Genomic DNA, 20,512 nt, shown 5'->3' with positions numbered 1-20,512 from the left:
GACAGAGGCTTCTCTTGAATACGTGGGATAAATCGGCGGTGCTGCGGACTCAGCGCTCGCCTTGCAGCCAGTTGAGCTGGACTTCGTGCTGACCACGGTCGTCGGTGACGAAAATCGTTCCTTCGCTGATCATCACGTCCCACTTGATAACGCGGGGCATGTCCTTGGCCAGGGTTTCCAGCACTTCCTGCGGCACGGATGCAATGTTGACGTTCTTCAGATTCTTGATCGCCGGAATCACCTTGGTTTCCCACACGCGCAGGCTGCCGTAAGCCAGCAGGCTCGTGCGTTCGGTGCGACGCGAGCACCAGGTTAGACGATCAGAATCAGGCTGGCCGACTTCGATCCAGTGCAGAACGCGGTCGTCCAGGCTCTTTTCCCACAGCGCAGGTTCATCCACGTCCGACAGACCGCGACCGAACGACAGTTGCTCGTTGTACCAGAGCGCGTAGGCCAACAGGCGCACAGTCATGCGTTCTTCGGTCTCCGAAGGGTGACGGGCGATGGTCTGTTTGACGCTCTCGTAGACGCTACGGTCGAGGTCGGTGAGGTTCAATTCGAATTTGTAGGTGGTGGACGGCTGGGCCATGAACGGGCTTCTTGATACGGGGAAAGTCGGCAAGTCTAACCGATGCCGTAGGCAATCCACGAATTGATGGCGATCAACCTTGCACGCCTGACAGCCGGCTATGTTAAAACCCTGTATCCGCTCAGCCTTGTCCTACAGGATTTCGCATGCCGTTCGCCAACAAACCGCTCAGCGGTCTGAAAGTCATTGAATTGGGCACCTTGATTGCCGGCCCGTTTGCCTCGCGCATCTGCGGCGAATTCGGCGCCGAAGTGATCAAGATCGAATCGCCGGACGGCGGCGACCCGCTGCGCAAATGGCGCAAGTTGTATGAAGGCACCTCGTTGTGGTGGTTTGTTCAGGCGCGCAACAAGAAGTCGCTGACCCTCAACCTCAAGCACCCGGACGGGCTGGCGATCCTCAAACAACTGCTCGCCGATGCCGACATCCTGATCGAGAACTTTCGCCCCGGCGTCCTGGAAAAACTCGGCCTGAGTTGGGAAACCCTGCACGCGCTGAATCCGAAACTGGTCATGGTGCGCCTGTCCGGCTTCGGCCAGACCGGGCCGATGAAGGATCAACCGGGGTTCGGCGCGGTCGGCGAATCCATGGGCGGCCTGCGCTACATCACGGGCTTCGAAGATCGCCCGCCGGTGCGCACCGGGATTTCCATCGGCGATTCGATTGCGGCGTTGTGGGGCGTGATTGGTGCGTTGATGGCGCTGCGTCATCGCGAGGTCAACGGTGGCCTTGGCCAGGTGGTTGACGTGGCATTGTACGAAGCGATCTTCGCAATGATGGAAAGCATGGTTCCGGAGTTCGATGTGTTCGGTTTTATCCGCGAGCGTACGGGCAATATCATGCCGGGCATTACGCCGTCGTCGATTCACACCAGTGCCGACGGCAAGCATGTGCAGATCGGCGCCAACGGTGATGCGATATTCAAACGCTTCATGCTGATCATCGGCCGCGAAGATCTGGCCAATGATCCGACGCTGGCCAGCAACGATGGACGTGATCTGCGCCGCGACGAGTTGTACGGGGTGATCGATCGCTGGGTCAATTCACTGCCGCTGCAAAACGTGCTGGACCTGCTGAATCAAGCCGAGGTGCCGGCCAGCCGGATCTTCAGCGCCGAGGACATGTTCAACGATCCGCAGTATCTGGCCCGGGAAATGTTTTTACAGGCCAAGCTGCCGGACGGCAAACCCTTCAAGATGCCGGGAATCGTGCCGAAACTCTCTGATACACCCGGCACCTCCGAATGGGTCGGACCGCAATTGGGTGAGCACAACGCGCAGGTACTTCACGATCTTGGCTACGACGAACAGCAGATCGCCAAATTGCGCCAAGACGGAGCCATTTAAGCTGACCTCCCCGCAGCCATCGGCCAACAACCGCGCTCACCACTGGTGGACGTGGCGCTTGTTCGGCCTGCTTTTCCTGTTGACGCTACCGAGTTGGGCGCAGGCGAAACCGACCTTGATCTGGTTGTTGCGCGACCTGCCGCCATTGACGATTTTCGAAGGCCCGAAAAAAGGTCAGGGCGTAATCGATCAATTGATGCCGATGCTGATTGCCGGCATGCCGCAGTACGAACACAGCCTGATGCGGGTCAATCGCGCCCGCGGTCTGCAAATGCTCCACGAAGCCTCTTTCACTTGCGACCCGTCGCTGATGTACAGCCAAGAACGCGCACAATGGATTGCCTTCTCGATTCCGGCGTTTCGCGCCGTCACCAATGGCGTGGTGATTCGCAAGAAGGACAGCGCTGTGCTCAGTCCTTTTCTGGTTGATGGAGAAGTGAATCTCGCGGCATATCTAGCTGATGGCGAGAAAAAAATCGGAGTGGTCGCCGAGCGCAGTTACGGAGAGGTCATCGACAATTTGCTACGCCAGGCACCGGCTGATGCGCTGACCAGGCATTACGGCAATGATGCGCTGAGCAACTTGCTGTCCATGCAACGCCTCGGCCGCTTGCAAATGGTTCTGGGGTACTGGTCGGAAATCCGCTATCAGGCGCATCAGGCAGAAATCGCCGAAAACGAGCTGGAATTCTTTCCGATTCGCGGCACGGCCAAATATCAGTCGGGACATGTCGGTTGTTCCGACACTGCCCAGGGCCGGCAGGCGATCAATGAGATCAATCAACTGCTGCGCACCCTGCCCCATGAACATCTGAATCAGCTTTACGCCGACTGGCTCGACCCCAAGATGCGCGCGGATTATCTGGAGCAGGCGCGGATTTTCTTCCAGCAACAAGCCGAACAGTGAAATCCGGGCAAAAAGAAACCCCGAGAAGTGGGGAGACGACTCGGGGTTAAACGTGGCCTATATCAAAGACCCGTAACAGCAAGCGACAAGCACCGGAGCACAATGCTTGATCCTGCTGTTACGAATTCTGACTGACCTTGGTGCAGGAAGGTTCCCACAAAAAACAAATCGGTTTCAGAGCACCGGACGCTTGTCCGCGGCCGCATTACGCAACGCCGCGATCACACAGGGCTCCAGCCGTCCTTCGGCGATCAGCACGTCGCGGTGCAGTCCGTCGACCACATCGGTCAACTGGCGTTTGTCGCTCAACTGCGCCTGGTTGAATTCGCGTTCCACCACGATGGCGCCGCTCCCGTTCTTCAGGGTCACCAGGCATTCGCCTTGCAGACCGCGCGGGGTCAACGTCACCTGATACGGGCTCAGAGCCTCACCGAGCAATAGATTGATACTTTCCATCTCGATCTCCACTCAATAGTCCGAAAACACAGTGCCATGGGCGTGTCCACAGTAAATGACCACCGGCCGGAGAAGAAAGTTCTGCCTGCCTCTGCGTGAAGAGTCACCGGTCTGTCAGAGCATGCATGGTGAACATGACAGAGAAATAACCAATGCTCTCAGACTTCGAGCGGATCTCGGGTGGACGCCAGGTAGTCGTCCAGCAGATCTCTCATCAACACCGCGGAGACCGGAGTGTGCAGGCGCCCGAGAAGGCTGATTCGGTGCTCGCGCACGAACAGCTCCAGATCCGCGATCAGGCTCGGGGCCACCGGACCCAACAGAATCAACGCCAACGCCTGGTGTTGCGCGCTCAGGTGCTGGATCAGGGCCAATCCGTCACCACCCTTGATCTGTGGATTGCAGATCGCGATATCGACGGTTCCGCGACGTGCCAGCGCGCGTTTGGCCGAGGTCAGCGACGGCGCGGTCAGTACGTTGTAGATACCGATGGCATTGAGCATCTGATGCAACGCCATCAACTGAAACGGGTTGGGTTCAAGAATCAGGATTTTGAGCGAACGCATTGGACGGCCCCTGGAACGACAATTGCGCAATCTCTGCGCACTTGCCAATCACTCTAGGGCAGTCGTCTTCAGCCTCCCATCAGAAAAGTAGCCGCGCCTTATAGGACTTTTCCTATCTTCAATGCGGACATTTGCACCCGCTATCGGCGCGGCGCTGGCTGATGTCTGTCCAGCCGCCAAGTAAACCGCGCAATTTTCCATCAGCGCTGTAAAACGGCACCGTCCACTGGTAGATGTGCCGCGGGCCGCTCTTGAACAGCAACTGACGCTGACTGAAACGGGTTTTGCGCGTGTGCAGCTGCGCCATGAATTCATCATGCAACATCAAGGCTGTGGCTTTGGGCATTGCATCGATCTCAAACAGCATTCGTCCCTGCACTTGTTCCAGGCGAACCGAGAGCGCCTCTTCATAGCTGCGATTGCACATGACCAATCGGCCTTGCAAATCACGCACAAACACCGGATCGGGCATCGCGTCGATCAGTGCGCTCTGGAAAGCCAACTGATCGCCCAGGCCCTTTTCCGCCTCGCGGCGGTGCTTTATCTCAGCTGCCAGGCGACGGTTCCACAGCAGAGACAGCAGCCCGAATACCCCAAGCACGCCCATCGCCCAGCATCCCAATTTGATTACCCGCTCCCAGATCGAAGGGCTCGGCACCGGTGAAACACCGTCCAGCCATTTCAGGCGAATGGCGCGCAGTTCGGCCGCAGAAAAAGCCCCCAGCGCTTTGTTGAGAATGCTCAACAGCTCGGGCATGCCCTTGCGCACCGAGAGATGGTCGGCCTCCCACTTGCCCTCCACCAGACCACCGACCTTGAGCAGGCCAGAAGGAAACAGCTGCGCCCCGATCTCGTTTTCGATGGTGGCGTAAGCATCACCGCTCTCGACCAGCGCCCTGGCTTCGGCATGCGTCTTGACCAAGAGAATCTGAATCGACGGGTAGTCGCGACGGATGAAAGGCTCGAGCGCGTGCCTGGCCGGCAACACCAGCACACGCTTGGCCAGCTCTGCCAGCGAGTGCACCGCCGGCTCGCCCGCTCGCCAGACAAACACCCAGCCCGCGCCGCCGAACGCATGGCTGAAATCCAGAAACGCCTTGCGCTCATCGTTCACCGCCAGCGTGGTGCTGATGTCAGCCTGGCCGCTTTGCAACTGTTCGAGCATGTGATGGGTGGAAAACGACTCTTGATGCACAAACTGCAGCCCGGTCATGGCGCTGATGCGCTTGAGCAGATCATCGTTCAAACCACTCCACTGACCGCGTTCATCCTGAAACAGATACAGCGGATATTGCAGCGAGGCCACCGTCACGCGGGGATTGTCGCGAATCCACTGACGCTCCTGAGCATCCAGTTCAATGGGCTGGATATTCAGCTCCACATCATCGGCACGCATCGACAATTGCGCTGCCTGCGCGCCTTGCATACATGCCCACAGGCCCAACAAAAACAACCAGACCAGCGCTGGCTTCAATCCTGAATAAAACCGCATTGCCACTTCCTTCGTGATCGACTCACCCGTCCTTCGTGGGCGAAAACGCGAGCAGTGTGGCATGCAAAAACAACAAAGCCCGTCAGGAGACGGGCTTCAAAATGTGACAGCTTTGCGGGCTTAAAGTGGCTTGCCGCGGTTGCCATGCTGACTGACAAAGGCCTGCACGGCTTTCAGCTCGTTTGGCAGGACGGTGCAGCGCTCTTGTCTCTCAAACAAATCAGAAAGATGTGCAGGTAGTTCGAGAGCTTTTCCTACGCCGGCTTTCTCCACTGCGTCCGGGAATTTGACCGGATGCGCGGTGCCGAGGATCACCATCGGGATATCCAGACTGCGACGGCATTCGCGCGCGGCCCTGACGCCGATAGCAGTGTGCGGATCCAGCACTTCACCGGTCTGCTCGTAAACTTCGGCAATGGTTTCGCAGGTTTGCGCGTCGTCTACTGCCAGCGAATCGAACAGCTTGCGCGCTTCGGTCCAGCGTTCCTGTTCGACGCTGAAACCGCCGCCCTGCTTGAACGAATCCATCAGCCCGGCAATCGCCGCGCCGTTGCGACCGTGCAGGTCGAACAGCAGGCGTTCGAAGTTCGACGAAACCATGATGTCCATCGACGGCGACAGCGTGGCGTGCAGGGTTTCCTTCACATACTGATTGCCGCTCATGAAGCGGTGCAGGATGTCGTTGCGATTGGTGGCGACGATCAACTGGTTGATCGGCAGGCCCATGTTGCGCGCCAGGTAACCGGCGAAGATGTCGCCGAAATTGCCGGTCGGCACCGAGAACGATACCGAACGAGCCGGGCCGCCGAGTTGCAGCGACGCGTGGAAGTAGTAAACGATCTGGGCCATGATCCGCGCCCAGTTGATCGAGTTCACCGCCACCAGACGCGTGCCCTTGAGGAAACTCTGGTCGGCGAAGCTGTTCTTGACCATTTCCTGGCAGTCATCGAAGTTGCCTTCGATGGCGATGTTGTGGATGTTCTCGCCGAAAATCGTGGTCATCTGCCGACGCTGCACTTCCGAGACACGGTTGTGCGGGTGCAGGATGAAGATGTCGACGTTTTCGCAGTGCTTGCAGCCTTCGATGGCGGCCGAACCGGTATCACCGGAGGTGGCACCGACGATCACCACGTGCTCACCGCGCTTTTCCAGCACGTAGTCGAGCAAACGACCGAGCAGTTGCAGGGCGAAGTCCTTGAACGCCAGGGTCGGGCCGTGGAACAGCTCGAGCACCCATTCGTTGCCATTCAGCTGACGCAGCGGTGCAACGGCGCTGTGCGAGAACACACCGTAGGTTTCTTCGAGAATCTTTTTGAAGTCGGCGTCTGGAATGCTGCCGGTGACGAACGGGCGCATAACGCGAAAGGCCAGCTCGTGATACGGCAGGCCGGCCCAGGAAGCGATTTCTTCCTGAGTAAAACGTGGCAGGACTTCCGGGACGTACAGACCGCCGTCGGTGGCAAGACCGGCCAGCAGGACATCTTCGAAATTCAGGGCCGGTGCCTGGCCGCGGGTACTGATGTAACGCATGACTGACTCCAATGGACAGTGTCCGTTGTGCCGGGCCTGCGCGCAGGCCCGGTGAACGATATCGGCTTAGTTCAGGTGCTCGACGCGGATCCGCACAACCGGACCGACCACGCCGGCCAACGCTTCGAGCGCTGCGATCGCATCGTTGATGTGCTGCTCGAGCACGCGATGGGTCAGCAGGATCATTGGCACCAGGCCGTCGTGTTCTTCGACTTCCTTCTGCATGATCGACTCGATGTTGATACCGCGCTCCGAGAGAATGCTCGCCACCTGAGCCAGTACGCCCGGATGGTCCTTGGCCTGAATGCGCAGGTAGTAGGCGCTTTCGCAGGCTTCGATTGGCAGGATCGGATGCGCCGACAGCGAGTCCGGCTGGAAGGCCAGGTGCGGTACGCGGTTTTCCGGGTCGGAGGTCATGGCGCGAACCACGTCCACCAGGTCGGCGATTACCGACGAAGCCGTTGGCTCCATGCCGGCGCCGGCACCGTAGAACAGCGTCGAACCGGCAGCGTCACCGTTGACCATCACTGCGTTCATCACGCCGTTGACGTTGGCGATCAGACGATCGGCCGGGATCAGAGTCGGGTGTACGCGCAACTCGATACCGGTGGCGGTGCTGCGCGCCACGCCGAGGTGCTTGATGCGGTAGCCCAGCGCTTCGGCGTAGTTGACGTCAGCGGTGGTCAGCTTGGTGATGCCTTCGGTGTAAGCCTTGTCGAATTGCAGCGGAATGCCGAACGCGATCGAAGCCAGAATCGTCAGCTTGTGCGCCGCGTCGATGCCTTCAACGTCGAAGGTCGGATCGGCTTCGGCGTAACCCAGCGCTTGCGCCTCGGCCAGCACGTCTTCGAAGGTGCGACCCTTCTCGCGCATCTCGGTGAGGATGAAGTTGCCGGTGCCGTTGATGATGCCGGCGACCCAGTTGATGCGGTTGGCGGACAGGCCTTCACGGATCGCCTTGATCACCGGAATGCCACCGGCCACGGCCGCTTCGAATGCCACGATCACGCCTTTCTCGCGTGCCTTGGCGAAAATTTCATTACCGTGAACGGCAATCAGAGCCTTGTTCGCGGTGACCACATGCTTGCCATTCTCGATGGCCTTGAGTACCAGCTCGCGGGCGACGGTGTAGCCGCCGACCAGCTCTATGACGATGTCGATCTCAGGGTTCGTGGCCACTTCGAAGACATCGTTGGTAATCGCAATACCGGTCGTCTGGAACTGAGGCTTTGGCGTGCGCGTGGCAATTTGTGCCACTTCGATTCCACGCCCGGCACGACGAGCGATTTCCTCGGCGTTGCGCTGAAGTACGTTGAAGGTTCCGCCACCGACGGTCCCTAACCCACAGATGCCTACTTTGACCGGTTTCACTGTGAACTCCCCATAAAACGGCCGACGCAAGGCCGGCCGTGAAAACAGCCGCAGGTTCGCGGCTCTCTATTGATGGCCCGGCAAGGTTGCTGCCGGACCACGCTCGTCACGGCTGAGCGTGACGATGCGAATTTACTTCGCGCCCAGCGCCAGTTTGGCGACTTGTGGCGCAGGCTGGTAGCCCGGAATCACTTGTCCGTCAGCCAAAACGATGGCCGGTGTGCCGTTCACGCCGATCGACTGACCAAGAGCAAACTGTTTGGAAACCGGGTTCTCGCACTTGGCGGCCTTGATTTCCTTGCCATCGACCATTTTGTCCATGGCAGCTTTCTTGTCTTTCGAGCACCACACGGCTTGCAGCTGCTCGTCACCCGGCGAACCCAGGCCCTGACGCGGGAATGCTACATAGCGCACTTCGATGCCGCGCTTGTTCAGCTCCGGCACTTCGGCGTGCAGCTTGTGGCAGTACGGGCAGGTGGTGTCGGTGAACACGGTGATGTGCGATTTGGTTTCGCCTACAGCCGGGTAAACCACGGTTTCGGCAACCGGAATTGCGTTGACCAGTTTCGACACGCCCAGACGCTCGGTTTTCTCGGTCAGGTTGACCGGTTTACCGTCCTTGAGCTGAAACATGTTGCCCTGGACGATGTACTGGCCATCGGCGCTGGCATAAAGCACGCGACTGCCTTGGAGTCTGACTTCGTACAGACCCGACAACGGGCTGGCAGAAATGCTTTCTACCGGGACTTCGAGCTGGAGGTTTTCCAGGCTTTTACGGATGGCTTTGTCGGCCGCATCATCGGCGACGGCAAAGGTGCTGACCAACGCAATGGCTGCGGCGGCGAAAATCTGGGTCAGACGCATGTGAACTCCTGAAGGCGGACAAATGGAACAGTCAGAACGCCCGTGCCGGAACACCGGGTCATAACCGCCCATCGTGCAAACCGGCAAAGCCTACCACAGAAGGCTGGCAGGGCCGAATGCGCCGGTTGTAAGACATTTCTGTATCAGCCGCGCGGGTGATGTTTGGCGTGCAGATCCTGCAACCGCGCCCGGGCGACATGCGTGTAAATCTGTGTGGTCGACAGATCGCTGTGCCCCAGCAGCATCTGCACCACCCGTAAATCGGCGCCGTGGTTGAGCAAATGTGTGGCAAACGCGTGGCGCAAGGTGTGCGGCGACAGCGACTTGCCGATCCCGGCGACCTTGGCCTGATGCTTGATGCGATGCCAGAAGGTCTGCCGCGTCATCTGCTCGCCGCGCAGGCTGGGAAACATCACATCGCTCGGGCGCCCGCCAAGCAGCTCGGCGCGGCCATCGCGCAAGTAACGCTCGACCCACACAATCGCTTCCTCGCCCATCGGCACCAGCCGTTCCTTGCTGCCCTTGCCCATCACTCGCAACACACCCTGGCGCAGATTGACTTGTTCTAGTGTCAGGCTGATCAGCTCGGTGACGCGCAAGCCGCAGGCATACAAAACCTCGAGCATGGCGCGGTCACGCTGACCAATGGCTTCGCTTAGATCCGGCGCTTTCAACAACGCCTCGACATCCGCTTCCGACAGCGATTTGGGCAACGGCCTACCCAACTGAGGCATATCGACGCGCAAGGTCGGATCGACCGCGATCAACTTTTCCCGCAGCAGATAGCGATAAAAGCCACGCACACCGGAGAGAAATCGCGCGGTGGAGCGCGGTTTGTAGTTCTGCTCCAGACGCCACGCCAGGTGATCGAGGATCAGCTCACGTCCAGCGTTGACCAGTTCAAGATTTTTCCCCTGCAACCAGCCGTTGAATAAAGCGAGATCGCTGCGATAGGCGCCGCGCGTGTTGTCGGAGAGACCCTTCTCCAGCCACAGGGCGTCGAGAAACTGGTCAATCAGCGGATGGTCGATAGCGGGCATCGGAAACTCAGGCAAACCGGCAATTACGGCTACGGAAGATAAATCGCGGGCAACAAAAAAGCAGCCCGTAGGCTGCTTTTTTCTGCATCGGAAGCTGGACTTAAGCCAGTTTTTCCTTGATGCGAGCTGCTTTACCCGACAGGTCACGCAGGTAGTACAGCTTGGCTTTACGTACGTCACCGCGACGTTTGACAGCCATGCTGTCGATTTGCGGCGAGTAGGTCTGGAACGTACGTTCTACGCCAACACCGTTGGAGATTTTACGAACGGTGAATGCACTGTTCACGCCGCGGTTACGCTTGGCGATTACAACGCCTTCGAACGCTTGCAGACGGGAACGGTCGCCTTCCTTCACTTTAACCTGAACGACAATGGTGTCGCCCGGGGCAAAGGTAGGGATTTCTTTGGTCATCTGCTCTGCTTCGAGTGCAAGGATGATTTTGTTAGTCATGCTGTGCTCCTAAGGTAAGTCGTCGGACTTACCATCGATACGTTGTTAACTATCGTCCCGCTCGCGGATGTATTCCTCGAGCAGCTTCTTCTCTTCTCCAGAAAGCGAGCGGCTTTCCAGAAGATCGGCGCGTCGTTCATAGGTCCGACCAAGGGACTGCTGTAAACGCCAACGCCGGATGTGCGCGTGATTGCCACTTAGCAACACGTCGGGAACACGCTGATCCGCATACACCTCAGGTCGGGTGTAGTGCGGGCAATCCAGCAAACCATCCGTAAAGGAATCTTCCTCGGCGGAGTCCGCATGCCCTAAAGCTCCAGGCAGCAGCCGTGTAACCGCATCGATCAGGACCATCGCCGGCAGCTCGCCGCCAGACAGTACATAGTCGCCAATCGACCACTCTTCATCGACATGAGCATCAATAAAACGCTCGTCAATGCCTTCATAGCGGCCGGCAATCAGGATCAATGCATCCTCTTTTGCCAGTTCGCGTACCGCCGACTGATTCAGTTGACGGCCTTGGGGGGACAGGTAAATCACCTTCGCCGCCTCCCCGGCTGCTGCCTTGGCCTGAGCCAGAGCATCTTCCATGGGCTTGATCTTCATCACCATGCCCGGACCACCACCAAACGGGCGATCGTCCACAGTGTGATGCCGATCCGTCGTGTAATCCCGCGGATTCCAACAGGTCAGCTGCAAGAGCCCCTGTTTGACCGCTCGACTGGTGATGCCGTAGTCGCCGATGGCGGAAAACATCTCGGGAAACAAACTGATCACTTCTACGCGCAAATTAGCCACGTTTAGAAGTCCGCGTCCCAATCCACCTTCATCTCGCCCGCTGCCAGGTCGATGGCCAACACGCATTGCTCCGTATAGGGCAACAGGCGCTCGCGATCATCCAGGCTGCCAGCGCAAGGCTTGACTACCATGACATCGTTGGAGCCGGTTTCGAGCAGGTGATCGATTTTCCCGAGCAATTGCCCGAGTGTGTCGATGACCTTCAGACCTTCGAGCTGGTACCAGTAGTACTCGCCGTCGGTCAGATCAGGGAACAGATTGCGCGGCACGCAGATCTCATAACCGGCCAGAAGACGAGCTTCTTCACGATCATCAAGACCCTTGAGCTTTGCGACCAGGAATTTGTCATTCCCGCGTCCGCTGACCAGCTCTACCTGTTTCACATTACCGTCACGCTTGAGCGTCCAGGTTTTGTACTGCAACAGGTTTTCAGTTGGATCAGTAAAGGAATACACCTTCACTTCGCCGCGAACGCCATGAACAGAATAGATTTTGCCGATAACGATCAAATCATCAGCAACAGCTGGCGTCGCGTTCATATTGCTCAGGCCGCAGCCTTAGATGCATCCTTCAACAACTGAGCTACACGCTCAGAAGGTTGTGCACCAACGCTCAGCCAGTAGGCTACGCGCTCTTGGTTCACGGACAGACGAACTTCTTGACCACGAGCAACAGGGTTGAAGAAACCAACCTGTTCCTTGTGCGAACCGTCGCGCGGGTTGCGGCTGTCGGTTACGGTCAAGTGGTAAAACGGGCGCTTTTTGGAGCCGCCAAGGGCAAGACGGATTGTTAGCATGTGAACATCGTTCCTGTAGTCGGTGCTGCAAATCTAAAGGCACAGCGGGCATGGGTGCCCGAAAGGCCGCATATTCTAAGGAATATCCGGACTTTTGCAAATGCCTTTTTCCGGCGCCCTATCGAACGCCATCCGGATTTGCTATAGAGCCGTCGTTTAAAACGGCCGGTCAGCTCCCGCCGAGTGCGGGTTTGCTGTAGATCCCGCTTCCATGCGGGACTGCGCCGGTGCGACGACCGGCGAGTTCTTTTACATCTTTGGCATGCCGCCGCCGGGCAACATTCCGCCCATGCCGCGCATCATTTTGGCCATTCCGCCTTTTGCGGAGAACTTCTTCATCATCTTTTGCATCTGTTTGTGCTGCTTGATCAAGCGACCGATGTCCTGCACCTGAGTGCCGGAACCGATGGCGATCCGGCGTTTGCGCGAACCACTGATCAGCTCAGGGTCACGGCGCTCGGCCGGGGTCATCGAGTTGATGATGGCTTCCATCTGCTTGAATTGCTTCTCCGCCGCAGTCTGGGCATTGCCCATTTGCGACAGATTGACGCCGCCGATGCTCGGCAGTTTGTCCATGAGCCCGCCGAGGCCACCCATGTTCTTCATCTGTTGCAGCTGATCGCGGAAGTCTTCGAGGTCGAAGCCTTTACCTTTCTTCAGCTTTTTGGCCAGTTTGTCGGCCTTGTCTTTATCGAGGGTCGCTTCAGCCTGTTCGATCAGGCTGAGCACGTCGCCCATGCCGAGGATCCGCGAGGCGATCCGCTCAGGGTGGAACGGCTCGAGCGCTTCGCTCTTCTCGCCCATACCGATGAACTTGATCGGCTTGCCGGTGATGGCGCGTACCGACAGCGCGGCACCGCCACGCGCGTCGCCGTCGACCTTGGTCAGGATCACACCGGTCAGCGGCAGCGCATCGCCGAAGGCCTTGGCCGTGTTGGCGGCGTCCTGACCGGTCATGGCGTCAACCACGAACAGGGTTTCGACCGGGTTGATCGCGGCGTGCAACGCCTTGATCTCGCCCATCATCTCTTCGTCGATGTGCAGGCGACCGGCGGTATCGACGATGACCACGTCGATGAATTTGAGTTTTGCTTCTTTAATAGCCGCGTTGGCGATGTCGACCGGCTTCTGGCTCAGGTCGGACGGGAAGAAGGTGACACCAACTTCACCAGCCAGCATTTCCAGCTGTTTGATTGCCGCAGGACGATAAACGTCCGCCGACACAACCATCACCGACTTCTTTTTGCGCTCTTTAAGGAAGCGCGCAAGTTTGCCGGCGGTAGTGGTTTTACCAGCACCCTGCAAACCGGCCATCAATACGACGGCTGGCGGCACGGCGCTCAGATTCAAGTCTTCGTTGGCCGCGCCCATCAGGCTTTCGAGTTCGGCCTGGACGATTTTCACGAACGCCTGGCCCGGTGTCAGGCTGCGAGACACCTCGGTGCCGACTGCGCGTTCCTTGACCGAATTGACGAAGTCCTTGACCACCGGCAGGGCGACGTCGGCTTCGAGCAACGCCATGCGCACTTCGCGCAGGGTGTCTTTGATATTGTCCTCGGTCAGCTTGGCCTTGCCGGTGACATGGCGCAGCGTCTGCGAGAGACGGTCGGTTAAGTTTTCAAACATTGCGCGATCCTTTCAGGCCCTGTGTAGACCGGGATAATGGCGGCCCAGACCGGAATCAACATGTGCTCGGCGAGCCTGCGGCGTGGGCAGGTCGCGGATTATAGCGAAGACTGCGGCTGGCGGACACCTCGCCGTCAGTTGATGTAGTCTTTCGTGCCGTGGCGGTTCTATGCCAAACTCAACGCCTTTCGGGCTTGCCTAACAGGATTTATGCTCCCCTTGTCACCCAGCTTATTGACCACCCTCGCCGCCGCCCTTCTATACGCCGCTGCGACTCTCTATCAGGGCACCCGCCTGGCCACTGGCGCCAAGGCGAACAAGCGCCTGCTGGTTGCGCTCGGCGTGTTCGCCATCGTGGCCCACAGTGCCAGCCTGCTGACTCACCTGCTGACGCCGATTGGTCTGGGCCTGGACTTTTTCAGCGCCTCAAGCCTGATCGCCGCCGCGGTCATTGCCTTGACCCTGTTGGCCTGCTCGCGGATACCGGTGGAAAACCTGCTGATATTGCTGTTCCCACTGGGTGCGGTAACGGTGTTGCTGGCGCAGTTCGCGCCGGCCGGCACGGTGCAGATCATCGATGAAGAGCCGGGCATCCTCGCGCACATTCTGTTGTCGATCCTCGCCTATGGCATGTTCACCATCGCGGTGTTCCAGGCCTTGCTGGTGCTGGTGCAGGATCACCAGCTCAAGCACAAGCACCCGTCCGGGTTGATCAAGAATTTCCCGCCGCTGCAAACCATGGAAAGCCTGCTGTTCGGTTTCCTCTGGGCCGGCTGGACGCTGCTGTCGCTGTCGTTGATCTCCGGCTGGCTGTTCGTCGAGAACCTGTTTGCCCAGCATCTGGTGCACAAGACTCTGCTGGCATGCCTGGCCTGGATCGTGTTCAGCGTGCTGCTGTGGGGCCGCAACCGCCTCGGTTGGCGCGGCCACAAAGCGATTCGCTGGACCCTCGCCGGTTTCTGCCTGCTGATGCTTGCGTATTTCGGCAGCAAACTGGTTCGTGAATACATCCTGCATATCTGACGAGCGAGATTAATGGACGGTTTGCCCATAGGGCCGATGCTCGCAGTATTCGCACTGCTGATTCTCTGGTCAGCACTGTTTACCGCAGTTGAAAGTGCGCAACAGCATTTGCTGGCGCAGCGCACCGCCTCGCGCGCCAGCGACAAACCGCTGGCCAGGTTGAGCTTTCCGCTCGCCAGCCTGATCTTCTGCAACACTCTGTGCCGCGCGCTTGCCGTAATCCTGGCGACGCTGCTGGCAATCTTTCTCTGCGAAGAAAATGGCCCGTGGGCAGCCTGCCTCGGTGCCGGCGCGGTGCTATTGGTGTTCGCCGATTACTTCCCGCGCGCCCTCGCCCAGCGGTACCCGGATGCGGTGTTGTCGTTCGGCAACAGCCTGCTCGCGGTGCCGCTGAAAATCGTCTACCCCGCTGCCTGGCTGTTGAACGCTGTCAGTCGTTTGTTGCTCAAGCCGTTCTCGCGCAAGGTCGCAGTGGTGCAGCAGAGCGAAGACGAAGAGCACGCGGATCGCCATGACGACTCTGAGCACCCAGCCAGCCGCCCACACCCGGTATCGGGCATTCATGCGTTGGAAAACATCACAGTCAACGACATTCTGGTGCCCCGCAGTGAAGTCGACGGAATCAATCTCGACGACCCGATCGAAGAAATCATCGAACAACTGCGCGGCAACCGCCGCACGCGCCTGCCGGTGTTTCACAGCGACATCAATCAGGTCGAAGCGGTGCTCAATACCCGGCAGATCCGCCACTTGCTGGCAGATGCGAGCCTGACCCGCGAAGCGCTGCTGGCGGCCAGTCACGAGCCGTATTTCGTGCCGGAAAGCACCCCGCTGCAACTGCAATTGCTCAACTTCCACAAGCAGCAACGGCGCCTGGGCATGGTGGTCGATGAATACGGCGAAGTGCTGGGTATCGTCACTCTCGAAGACATTCTCGAAGAAATCGTCGGCGAATTCGAAAGCGAGCACAGCCTCGACAATCCGCACATCAATCCGCAAGACGACGGGCGCATGATCATCGACGGCGCTGCTTCGATCCGCGAGTTGAATAAATGCCTCGGCTGGCACCTGCCGAGCGACGGCCCGAAGACCCTCAACGGGCTGGTGACCGAAGCGCTGGAAACCATTCCGGCCAGTGCGGTGTGCGTGAAGATCGGCCGTTATCGGCTGGAGATTCTCGAGACCGAGGACAACCGGGTAAGCAAGGTTTTGATCTGGCATACCTCGTCTGCTCAGGCACTCGCGCCGACACGCTAGATCGCCCTTGTTTGATCGTTAGGCTCCTTCCTATAATCGCGATGCTTACCCAAGCGCCGCCGAACCGCGTGTTTACCCTGCACCCGACAGGTTCCGGCAAGACCATCGAAGATTTCCGCTGCACTGCGACGACTGTTCCTACCGGATACAGCGCTCGCGTCTGATCCCACATCCCTGGGTGCTCGACCATAATAATTCGCTCCAACGGAGCTCATGACTGTCAGGGATCACCGCATGACGACCAGTACCGCTTACAGCGACAACGCGCCTGCCCAACCGGCCAACTCCGCAACTCGCGTGGCCACGGCGAGTTTTATCGGCACGGCCATCGAGTTCTACGACTTCTACGTTTACGCCACCGCTGCTGCGCTGGTGATCGGGCCGGTGTTCTTTCCGCAGACGTCCGGCACGGCGCAGATGCTCTCGGCGTTTCTCACTTTCGGCATCGCCTTCCTCGCCCGCCCCTTGGGTTCGGCGCTGTTCGGTCATTTCGGTGACCGCATCGGGCGCAAATCGACGCTGGTGGCTTCTTTGCTGCTGATGGGGGTGTGTACGACGCTGATTGGCGTGTTGCCGGGCTACGCGACCATTGGGGCCTGGGCGCCGATCCTGCTCTGTGTGCTGCGATTCGGCCAAGGGTTGGGACTTGGCGGTGAATGGGGCGGTGCTGCTTTATTGGCTACCGAGAACGCACCCAAGGGCAAACGCGCATGGTTCGGCATGTTCCCGCAGCTCGGCCCTTCGATTGGCTTCCTCGCTGCCAATGGCCTGTTCCTGACCCTGGCCATGACCTTGGACGACGAGCAGTTCCGCAGTTGGGGCTGGCGCATTCCATTCCTGCTCAGCGCAGCCTTGGTAATGGTTGGCCTGTACGTGCGCTTGAAGCTGCATGAAACGCCAGTGTTCGCCAACGCCATCGCGCGTCAGGAACGAGTGAAAGTGCCGTTGGTCGAGCTGTTCACTCAGTATTGGGCCCCGACCCTGCTCGGCGCTGCGGCAATGGTGGTGTGCTATGCGCTGTTCTACATCTCGACGGTGTTTTCCCTGAGTTACGGCGTTTCCACGCTGGGCTACAGCCGCGAAACCTTTCTCGGTTTGCTGTGCTTCGCTGTGTTGTTCATGGCGGCTGCCACACCGCTGTCGGCTTGGGCCAGCGACCGCTATGGACGCAAACCGGTACTGATCGTCGGTGGCGTGCTGGCGATTCTGTCGGGGTTTCTGATGGAACCGTTGCTGACTCAGGGATCGACCTGGGGCGTGGCGCTGTTCCTGTGCATCGAGCTGTTTCTGATGGGCGTGACATTTGCCCCGATGGGCGCGCTGCTGCCGGAGTTGTTCCCCACGCACGTGCGTTACACCGGCGCATCAGCGGCCTACAACCTCGGCGGCATTGTCGGAGCCTCGGCGGCGCCGTTCTTTGCGCAGAAACTGGTGGCGATGGGTGGTTTGAGTTACGTCGGCGGGTATGTGTCGGTGGCAGCGGTGCTCAGCCTGATTGCTGTGCTGTGCCTGAAAGAGACACGGGATAACGACCTGAATCGGGTTGCCTGACAGACCGCCATCGTCGGATCGCCGCCCGGACCAAGCCCGCTCCCACAGGAATTTCTGTTGGTCACAAATTTTGTGTACGACAAAAAAACCTGTGGGAGCGGGCTTGCCCGCGATGGGCGCGCCTCGGTTTACAGCTCTACGACAACAGCCTGAGCAGCACGAGTTGCCTTGGCACGAGCCAACTCAATCGACTCATCCCGCGCCAGCGCCACACCCATCCGGCGCTGGCCATTCACTTCCGGCTTGCCAAACAGACGCAGCGCCGTGTCCGGCTCACTCAGGGCGGCACCAAGATTGGCGAAAGCCGTCTGAGTCGACTGCCCTTCCACCAGAATCACCGCCGAAGCCGAGGGGCCGAACTGACGGATCAGCGGCACCGGCAGACCGAGAATCGCCCGCGCATGCAGGGCGAATTGCGACAGATCCTGAGAAATCAAAGTCACCAGACCGGTGTCGTGCGGACGCGGCGAAACTTCGCTGAACCACACCTGATCGCCTTTGATGAACAGCTCGACGCCGAACAGACCGCGACCGCCCAAGGCTTCGGTGACCGCTTTGGCAACACGCTCGGACTCGGCCAGCGCCACCGGGCTCATGGCCTGTGGCTGCCAGGATTCTTGATAGTCACCCTTCTCCTGACGGTGGCCGACCGGCGCACAGAACGTGGTGCCACCAATGTGGCGTACGGTCAGCAGGGTGATTTCGTAATCAAAGTCGATGAAGCCTTCGATGATTACCCGACCTTTGCCGGCGCGCCCGCCCTCTTGCGCGTAATCCCAGGCTTTCTGCACGTCATCGGTGCTGCGCAGCAGGCTCTGGCCTTTACCCGAGGAGCTCATTACCGGTTTGACCACGCACGGGAAACCCAGGTCTGCAACGGCTTTGCTGTAGTCCTCGAAGGTGTCGGCGAAGTGGTACGGCGAGGTTGGCAGGTCCAGCTCTTCCGCGGCCAGACGACGGATGCCTTCGCGGTTCATGGTCAGTTGTGCAGCGCGCGCGGTCGGGATCACGGTGAAGCCTTCAGCTTCCAGTTCGACCAGGGTCGCGGTGGCGATGGCTTCGATTTCCGGCACGATGAAGTGCGGTTTCTCGGTTTCGATCACAGCACGCAGGGCGGCGCCGTCGAGCATGTTGATCACATGACTGCGATGCGCGACTTGCATGGCCGGCGCATTGGCGTAACGGTCAACGGCAATCACTTCCACGCCCAGGCGCTGCAGTTCGATTACCACTTCCTTGCCCAACTCACCACAGCCACACAGCAATACGCGGGTCGCGGTCGGCGACAATGGAGTTCCGATACGGGTCATCTGAAGGTCCTCAAGGAAGCGGATCATCGAGGAAAGCGACGCCATGCGCGCTTTCCAGAGGGAGAAAGCGCGGCATTTTACATGAACCGCAGGGTTTGGCTTCAGCCAGCGACAGCCTGTTTGCGCTCGCGCCAGGCCATGATCAGCCAGACGGCGGTGACGCCGGCAAATTTCGAGACCAGCGCGGTGATGATCACCGGCGGGGTCAGCAAGTCGATCATGCCGAAGAAGATGAAAGTGTCGAGAGGGATGCTCAGTGCCGAACTTATCCACAAGCGATCACGCAGAGGCCGTTTAGTGATGCTGAACACCAGCCAGTCGATGCACTCGGAAACCGCGAAAGCGGTGGCGCTGGCCAAGGCAATAGACGGGTCGGACGTGATGTAAGACAGCACCAATGCCGCCAACATGGCAATGATTGCGCCGTGGCCAAAGCGGGTTTGCACCATGTCGCGCAGCACGAACACCAGACCGCCCCAGGCCGACCAGATGATGTCCAGGTGGGGCGCGGTGGAGAAAGCGAAGTTGATCAGCACGACGCTGCTGATGTAGGCGAGGAGAAAAATCATGGGGGTGGCCTTTGAATTTGGCGCACAGGTTACTGGAGCGGTAGATCAAGAGCTACCCCCTCACCCCAGCCCTCTCCCCCAAGGGGGCGAGGGGGGAAAGGGAGCAGATTTGCGCAGTTTTCAAGGCCTGAGCTCGACTCAAGTCTTTCAGGTCGATGTAGCTCAAAAGTACTACTCGGTCAGTTCCCTCTCCCCCGGGAGAGGGTTAGGGTGAGGGGCCACTCCAGAGCCGATCACAACTTCGAAGGCAACATCCAGACCAACCCACTCGCCTTCGCCCGCTCATGACACAACCCCAGCACCACCCGGCGTTCATCATTACTCATCCGGCTCCAGCGCGTGATCTCTTCAACCGAACGCTGACAGCCCGTGCAGATATCGTCATCGTCCAGCGCACAAATATTCACGCAGGGCGAGGCCACCGGCCGTTCAACCGTATTCACTCTTCCTGCTCAACCAGATCGCGCGCATAGCGCTGCGAGTTATGCACATAGTGCGCGGCGCTAGCCTCGAGCATCTTCTTCTGCTGCTCGGTCAGTTCGCGAACAACCTTGCCCGGCGAACCCATGACCAGCGAGCCATCAGGAATTTCCTTGCCTTCGCCGATCAGCGAGTTGGCGCCGATGATGCAGTTCTCGCCGATCTTTGCGCCGTTGAGAATCACCGCGTTGATGCCGATCAGGCTGTAGTCGCCAACCGTGCAGCCATGGAGCATGGCGTTGTGGCCGATGGTCACGCCGGTGCCAATGGTCAGCGGGTAGCCCATGTCGGTGTGCATCACCGTGCCGTCCTGAACGTTGCTGTTCTTGCCGATCAGGATCAGTTCGTTGTCGCCACGCAGTACCGCGTTGAACCAGACGTTGGCGCCCTCTTCCAGTTTGACCTTGCCCACCAGCACGGCGTTGGGCGCAACCCAGCTCTGCGGGTGGGTCTCGACACGGGCGTCGCCCAAGCGGTATTTCATCTGGTT

At 59.1% G+C, this 20,512-nt stretch carries 22 protein-coding genes; 5 read left to right on the top strand and 17 right to left on the bottom strand.

All coding sequences use genetic code 11. The features are described 5' to 3' along the window. Window positions 1–49: 49 nt before the first annotated feature. Window positions 50–589: a YaeQ family protein gene (locus ACOI8A_RS10355; RefSeq protein WP_420647788.1), complete on the bottom strand. Its 540-nt coding sequence runs from the start codon at window positions 587–589 to the stop codon at window positions 50–52. A 146-nt stretch (window positions 590–735) separates the two neighbouring features. Here ACOI8A_RS10355 and ACOI8A_RS10350 point away from each other — a divergent pair, with 146 nt between their 5' ends. Both ACOI8A_RS10350 and ACOI8A_RS10345 read left to right on the top strand, forming a co-directional pair. Continuing rightward, window positions 736–1,935 (top strand): CaiB/BaiF CoA transferase family protein, encoded by a 1,200-nt coding sequence (locus ACOI8A_RS10350; RefSeq protein WP_420647787.1) that lies wholly within the window; start codon window positions 736–738, stop codon window positions 1,933–1,935. Next, on the top strand, window positions 1,883–2,842 hold the full coding sequence (locus tag ACOI8A_RS10345) for a TIGR02285 family protein (protein WP_420647786.1): 960 nt from the start codon (window positions 1,883–1,885) through the stop codon (window positions 2,840–2,842). The genes ACOI8A_RS10350 and ACOI8A_RS10345 overlap by 53 nt, the downstream gene beginning before the upstream one ends. Before the next feature lie 174 nt (window positions 2,843–3,016). Here the strand turns inward: ACOI8A_RS10345 and ACOI8A_RS10340 are convergent, their stop codons facing one another. The 12 genes from ACOI8A_RS10340 to ffh all read right to left on the bottom strand — a co-directional run bounded on the left by ACOI8A_RS10340 (window position 3,017) and on the right by ffh (window position 13,832). Further along, entirely contained in the window at window positions 3,017–3,298 is a 282-nt protein-coding gene (locus ACOI8A_RS10340; RefSeq protein ID WP_420647785.1) for a DUF3509 domain-containing protein, read from the bottom strand. Window positions 3,299–3,456: 158 nt separating this feature from the next. Further along, entirely contained in the window at window positions 3,457–3,864 is a 408-nt protein-coding gene (locus ACOI8A_RS10335; protein WP_420647784.1) for a response regulator, read from the bottom strand. 118 nt (window positions 3,865–3,982) lie between these two features. Continuing rightward, complete coding sequence (locus ACOI8A_RS10330) at window positions 3,983–5,356, bottom strand: transporter substrate-binding domain-containing protein (RefSeq protein ID WP_420647783.1); 1,374 nt, start codon at window positions 5,354–5,356, stop codon at window positions 3,983–3,985. Between the two features lie 120 nt (window positions 5,357–5,476). Further along, a complete protein-coding gene (thrC, locus tag ACOI8A_RS10325; RefSeq protein WP_420647782.1) occupies window positions 5,477–6,886 on the bottom strand; it encodes a threonine synthase in 1,410 nt (469 codons plus the stop codon). Window positions 6,887–6,952: 66 nt separating this feature from the next. Continuing rightward, window positions 6,953–8,257 carry a homoserine dehydrogenase gene (locus ACOI8A_RS10320; RefSeq protein WP_420647781.1) on the bottom strand — a complete coding sequence of 435 codons (1,305 nt, stop codon included), beginning with the start codon at window positions 8,255–8,257 and terminating at the stop codon, window positions 6,953–6,955. Window positions 8,258–8,389: 132 nt separating this feature from the next. Further along, window positions 8,390–9,121, bottom strand: coding sequence for a bifunctional protein-disulfide isomerase/oxidoreductase DsbC (dsbC, locus tag ACOI8A_RS10315; protein ID WP_420647780.1), 732 nt, complete (start codon window positions 9,119–9,121; stop codon window positions 8,390–8,392). 143 nt (window positions 9,122–9,264) lie between these two features. After that, window positions 9,265–10,161: a site-specific tyrosine recombinase XerD gene (gene xerD, locus ACOI8A_RS10310; RefSeq protein WP_420647779.1), complete on the bottom strand. Its 897-nt coding sequence runs from the start codon at window positions 10,159–10,161 to the stop codon at window positions 9,265–9,267. A 100-nt stretch (window positions 10,162–10,261) separates the two neighbouring features. Further along, entirely contained in the window at window positions 10,262–10,612 is a 351-nt protein-coding gene (rplS, locus tag ACOI8A_RS10305) for a 50S ribosomal protein L19 (RefSeq protein WP_003175895.1), read from the bottom strand. A 45-nt stretch (window positions 10,613–10,657) separates the two neighbouring features. Continuing rightward, window positions 10,658–11,410, bottom strand: a complete 753-nt coding sequence (trmD, locus tag ACOI8A_RS10300) for a tRNA (guanosine(37)-N1)-methyltransferase TrmD (protein WP_420647778.1) — start codon at window positions 11,408–11,410, stop codon at window positions 10,658–10,660. Between the two features lie 2 nt (window positions 11,411–11,412). Then, a complete protein-coding gene (gene rimM / locus ACOI8A_RS10295) occupies window positions 11,413–11,949 on the bottom strand; it encodes a ribosome maturation factor RimM (protein ID WP_420647777.1) in 537 nt (178 codons plus the stop codon). 5 nt (window positions 11,950–11,954) lie between these two features. Continuing rightward, window positions 11,955–12,206 (bottom strand): 30S ribosomal protein S16, encoded by a 252-nt coding sequence (rpsP, locus tag ACOI8A_RS10290; RefSeq protein WP_010463010.1) that lies wholly within the window; start codon window positions 12,204–12,206, stop codon window positions 11,955–11,957. A 249-nt stretch (window positions 12,207–12,455) separates the two neighbouring features. Beyond that, window positions 12,456–13,832, bottom strand: a complete 1,377-nt coding sequence (ffh, locus tag ACOI8A_RS10285) for a signal recognition particle protein (RefSeq protein ID WP_420647776.1) — start codon at window positions 13,830–13,832, stop codon at window positions 12,456–12,458. Between the two features lie 210 nt (window positions 13,833–14,042). On the opposite strand from ffh, the gene ACOI8A_RS10280 reads away from it, so the two are divergent. The 3 genes from ACOI8A_RS10280 to ACOI8A_RS10270 all read left to right on the top strand — a co-directional run bounded on the left by ACOI8A_RS10280 (window position 14,043) and on the right by ACOI8A_RS10270 (window position 17,663). Continuing rightward, entirely contained in the window at window positions 14,043–14,855 is an 813-nt protein-coding gene (locus tag ACOI8A_RS10280; protein ID WP_420647775.1) for a cytochrome C assembly family protein, read from the top strand. Between the two features lie 12 nt (window positions 14,856–14,867). Further along, window positions 14,868–16,112 carry a transporter associated domain-containing protein gene (locus ACOI8A_RS10275; protein ID WP_420647774.1) on the top strand — a complete coding sequence of 415 codons (1,245 nt, stop codon included), beginning with the start codon at window positions 14,868–14,870 and terminating at the stop codon, window positions 16,110–16,112. A 234-nt stretch (window positions 16,113–16,346) separates the two neighbouring features. After that, complete coding sequence (locus ACOI8A_RS10270; RefSeq protein ID WP_420647773.1) at window positions 16,347–17,663, top strand: MFS transporter; 1,317 nt, start codon at window positions 16,347–16,349, stop codon at window positions 17,661–17,663. Window positions 17,664–17,791: 128 nt separating this feature from the next. Here ACOI8A_RS10270 and purT read toward each other — a convergent pair whose 3' ends face one another. From purT to ACOI8A_RS10250, 4 genes are all read right to left on the bottom strand, one after another. Beyond that, window positions 17,792–18,973, bottom strand: coding sequence for a formate-dependent phosphoribosylglycinamide formyltransferase (purT, locus tag ACOI8A_RS10265; protein ID WP_420647772.1), 1,182 nt, complete (start codon window positions 18,971–18,973; stop codon window positions 17,792–17,794). A gap of 101 nt (window positions 18,974–19,074) precedes the next feature. Next, window positions 19,075–19,542, bottom strand: a complete 468-nt coding sequence (locus tag ACOI8A_RS10260; protein ID WP_420647771.1) for a preQ0 transporter — start codon at window positions 19,540–19,542, stop codon at window positions 19,075–19,077. 233 nt (window positions 19,543–19,775) lie between these two features. After that, window positions 19,776–19,985: a DUF1289 domain-containing protein gene (locus tag ACOI8A_RS10255; RefSeq protein WP_420647770.1), complete on the bottom strand. Its 210-nt coding sequence runs from the start codon at window positions 19,983–19,985 to the stop codon at window positions 19,776–19,778. Then, window positions 19,982–20,506, bottom strand: a complete 525-nt coding sequence (locus ACOI8A_RS10250; protein WP_420647769.1) for a gamma carbonic anhydrase family protein — start codon at window positions 20,504–20,506, stop codon at window positions 19,982–19,984. The genes ACOI8A_RS10255 and ACOI8A_RS10250 overlap by 4 nt, the downstream gene beginning before the upstream one ends. Between the last annotated feature and the right edge of the window lie 6 nt (window positions 20,507–20,512).

The organism is Pseudomonas sp. P4795, from assembly GCF_048822895.1.
Taxonomy (GTDB): Bacteria; Pseudomonadota; Gammaproteobacteria; order Pseudomonadales; family Pseudomonadaceae; genus Aquipseudomonas.
This window is presented reverse-complemented; position numbering and strand designations above follow the sequence as displayed.

What these genes read in the sequence shown, in the direction of transcription:
- ACOI8A_RS10355 (WP_420647788.1), bottom strand. Translation starts at nt 589, where the DNA reads ATGGCCCAGCCGTCCACCACCTACAAATTCGAATTGAACCTCACCGAC.
- ACOI8A_RS10350 (WP_420647787.1), top strand. Translation starts at nt 736, where the DNA reads ATGCCGTTCGCCAACAAACCGCTCAGCGGTCTGAAAGTCATTGAATTG.
- ACOI8A_RS10340 (WP_420647785.1), bottom strand. Translation starts at nt 3,298, where the DNA reads ATGGAAAGTATCAATCTATTGCTCGGTGAGGCTCTGAGCCCGTATCAG.
- ACOI8A_RS10335 (WP_420647784.1), bottom strand. Translation starts at nt 3,864, where the DNA reads ATGCGTTCGCTCAAAATCCTGATTCTTGAACCCAACCCGTTTCAGTTG.
- ACOI8A_RS10330 (WP_420647783.1), bottom strand. Translation starts at nt 5,356, where the DNA reads ATGCGGTTTTATTCAGGATTGAAGCCAGCGCTGGTCTGGTTGTTTTTG.
- thrC (WP_420647782.1), bottom strand. Translation starts at nt 6,886, where the DNA reads ATGCGTTACATCAGTACCCGCGGCCAGGCACCGGCCCTGAATTTCGAA.
- dsbC (WP_420647780.1), bottom strand. Translation starts at nt 9,121, where the DNA reads ATGCGTCTGACCCAGATTTTCGCCGCCGCAGCCATTGCGTTGGTCAGC.
- xerD (WP_420647779.1), bottom strand. Translation starts at nt 10,161, where the DNA reads ATGCCCGCTATCGACCATCCGCTGATTGACCAGTTTCTCGACGCCCTG.
- rplS (WP_003175895.1), bottom strand. Translation starts at nt 10,612, where the DNA reads ATGACTAACAAAATCATCCTTGCACTCGAAGCAGAGCAGATGACCAAA.
- rimM (WP_420647777.1), bottom strand. Translation starts at nt 11,949, where the DNA reads ATGAACGCGACGCCAGCTGTTGCTGATGATTTGATCGTTATCGGCAAA.
- rpsP (WP_010463010.1), bottom strand. Translation starts at nt 12,206, where the DNA reads ATGCTAACAATCCGTCTTGCCCTTGGCGGCTCCAAAAAGCGCCCGTTT.
- ffh (WP_420647776.1), bottom strand. Translation starts at nt 13,832, where the DNA reads ATGTTTGAAAACTTAACCGACCGTCTCTCGCAGACGCTGCGCCATGTC.
- ACOI8A_RS10280 (WP_420647775.1), top strand. Translation starts at nt 14,043, where the DNA reads ATGCTCCCCTTGTCACCCAGCTTATTGACCACCCTCGCCGCCGCCCTT.
- ACOI8A_RS10275 (WP_420647774.1), top strand. Translation starts at nt 14,868, where the DNA reads ATGGACGGTTTGCCCATAGGGCCGATGCTCGCAGTATTCGCACTGCTG.
- ACOI8A_RS10270 (WP_420647773.1), top strand. Translation starts at nt 16,347, where the DNA reads ATGACGACCAGTACCGCTTACAGCGACAACGCGCCTGCCCAACCGGCC.
- purT (WP_420647772.1), bottom strand. Translation starts at nt 18,973, where the DNA reads ATGACCCGTATCGGAACTCCATTGTCGCCGACCGCGACCCGCGTATTG.
- ACOI8A_RS10260 (WP_420647771.1), bottom strand. Translation starts at nt 19,542, where the DNA reads ATGATTTTTCTCCTCGCCTACATCAGCAGCGTCGTGCTGATCAACTTC.
- ACOI8A_RS10250 (WP_420647769.1), bottom strand. Translation starts at nt 20,506, where the DNA reads ATGAAATACCGCTTGGGCGACGCCCGTGTCGAGACCCACCCGCAGAGC.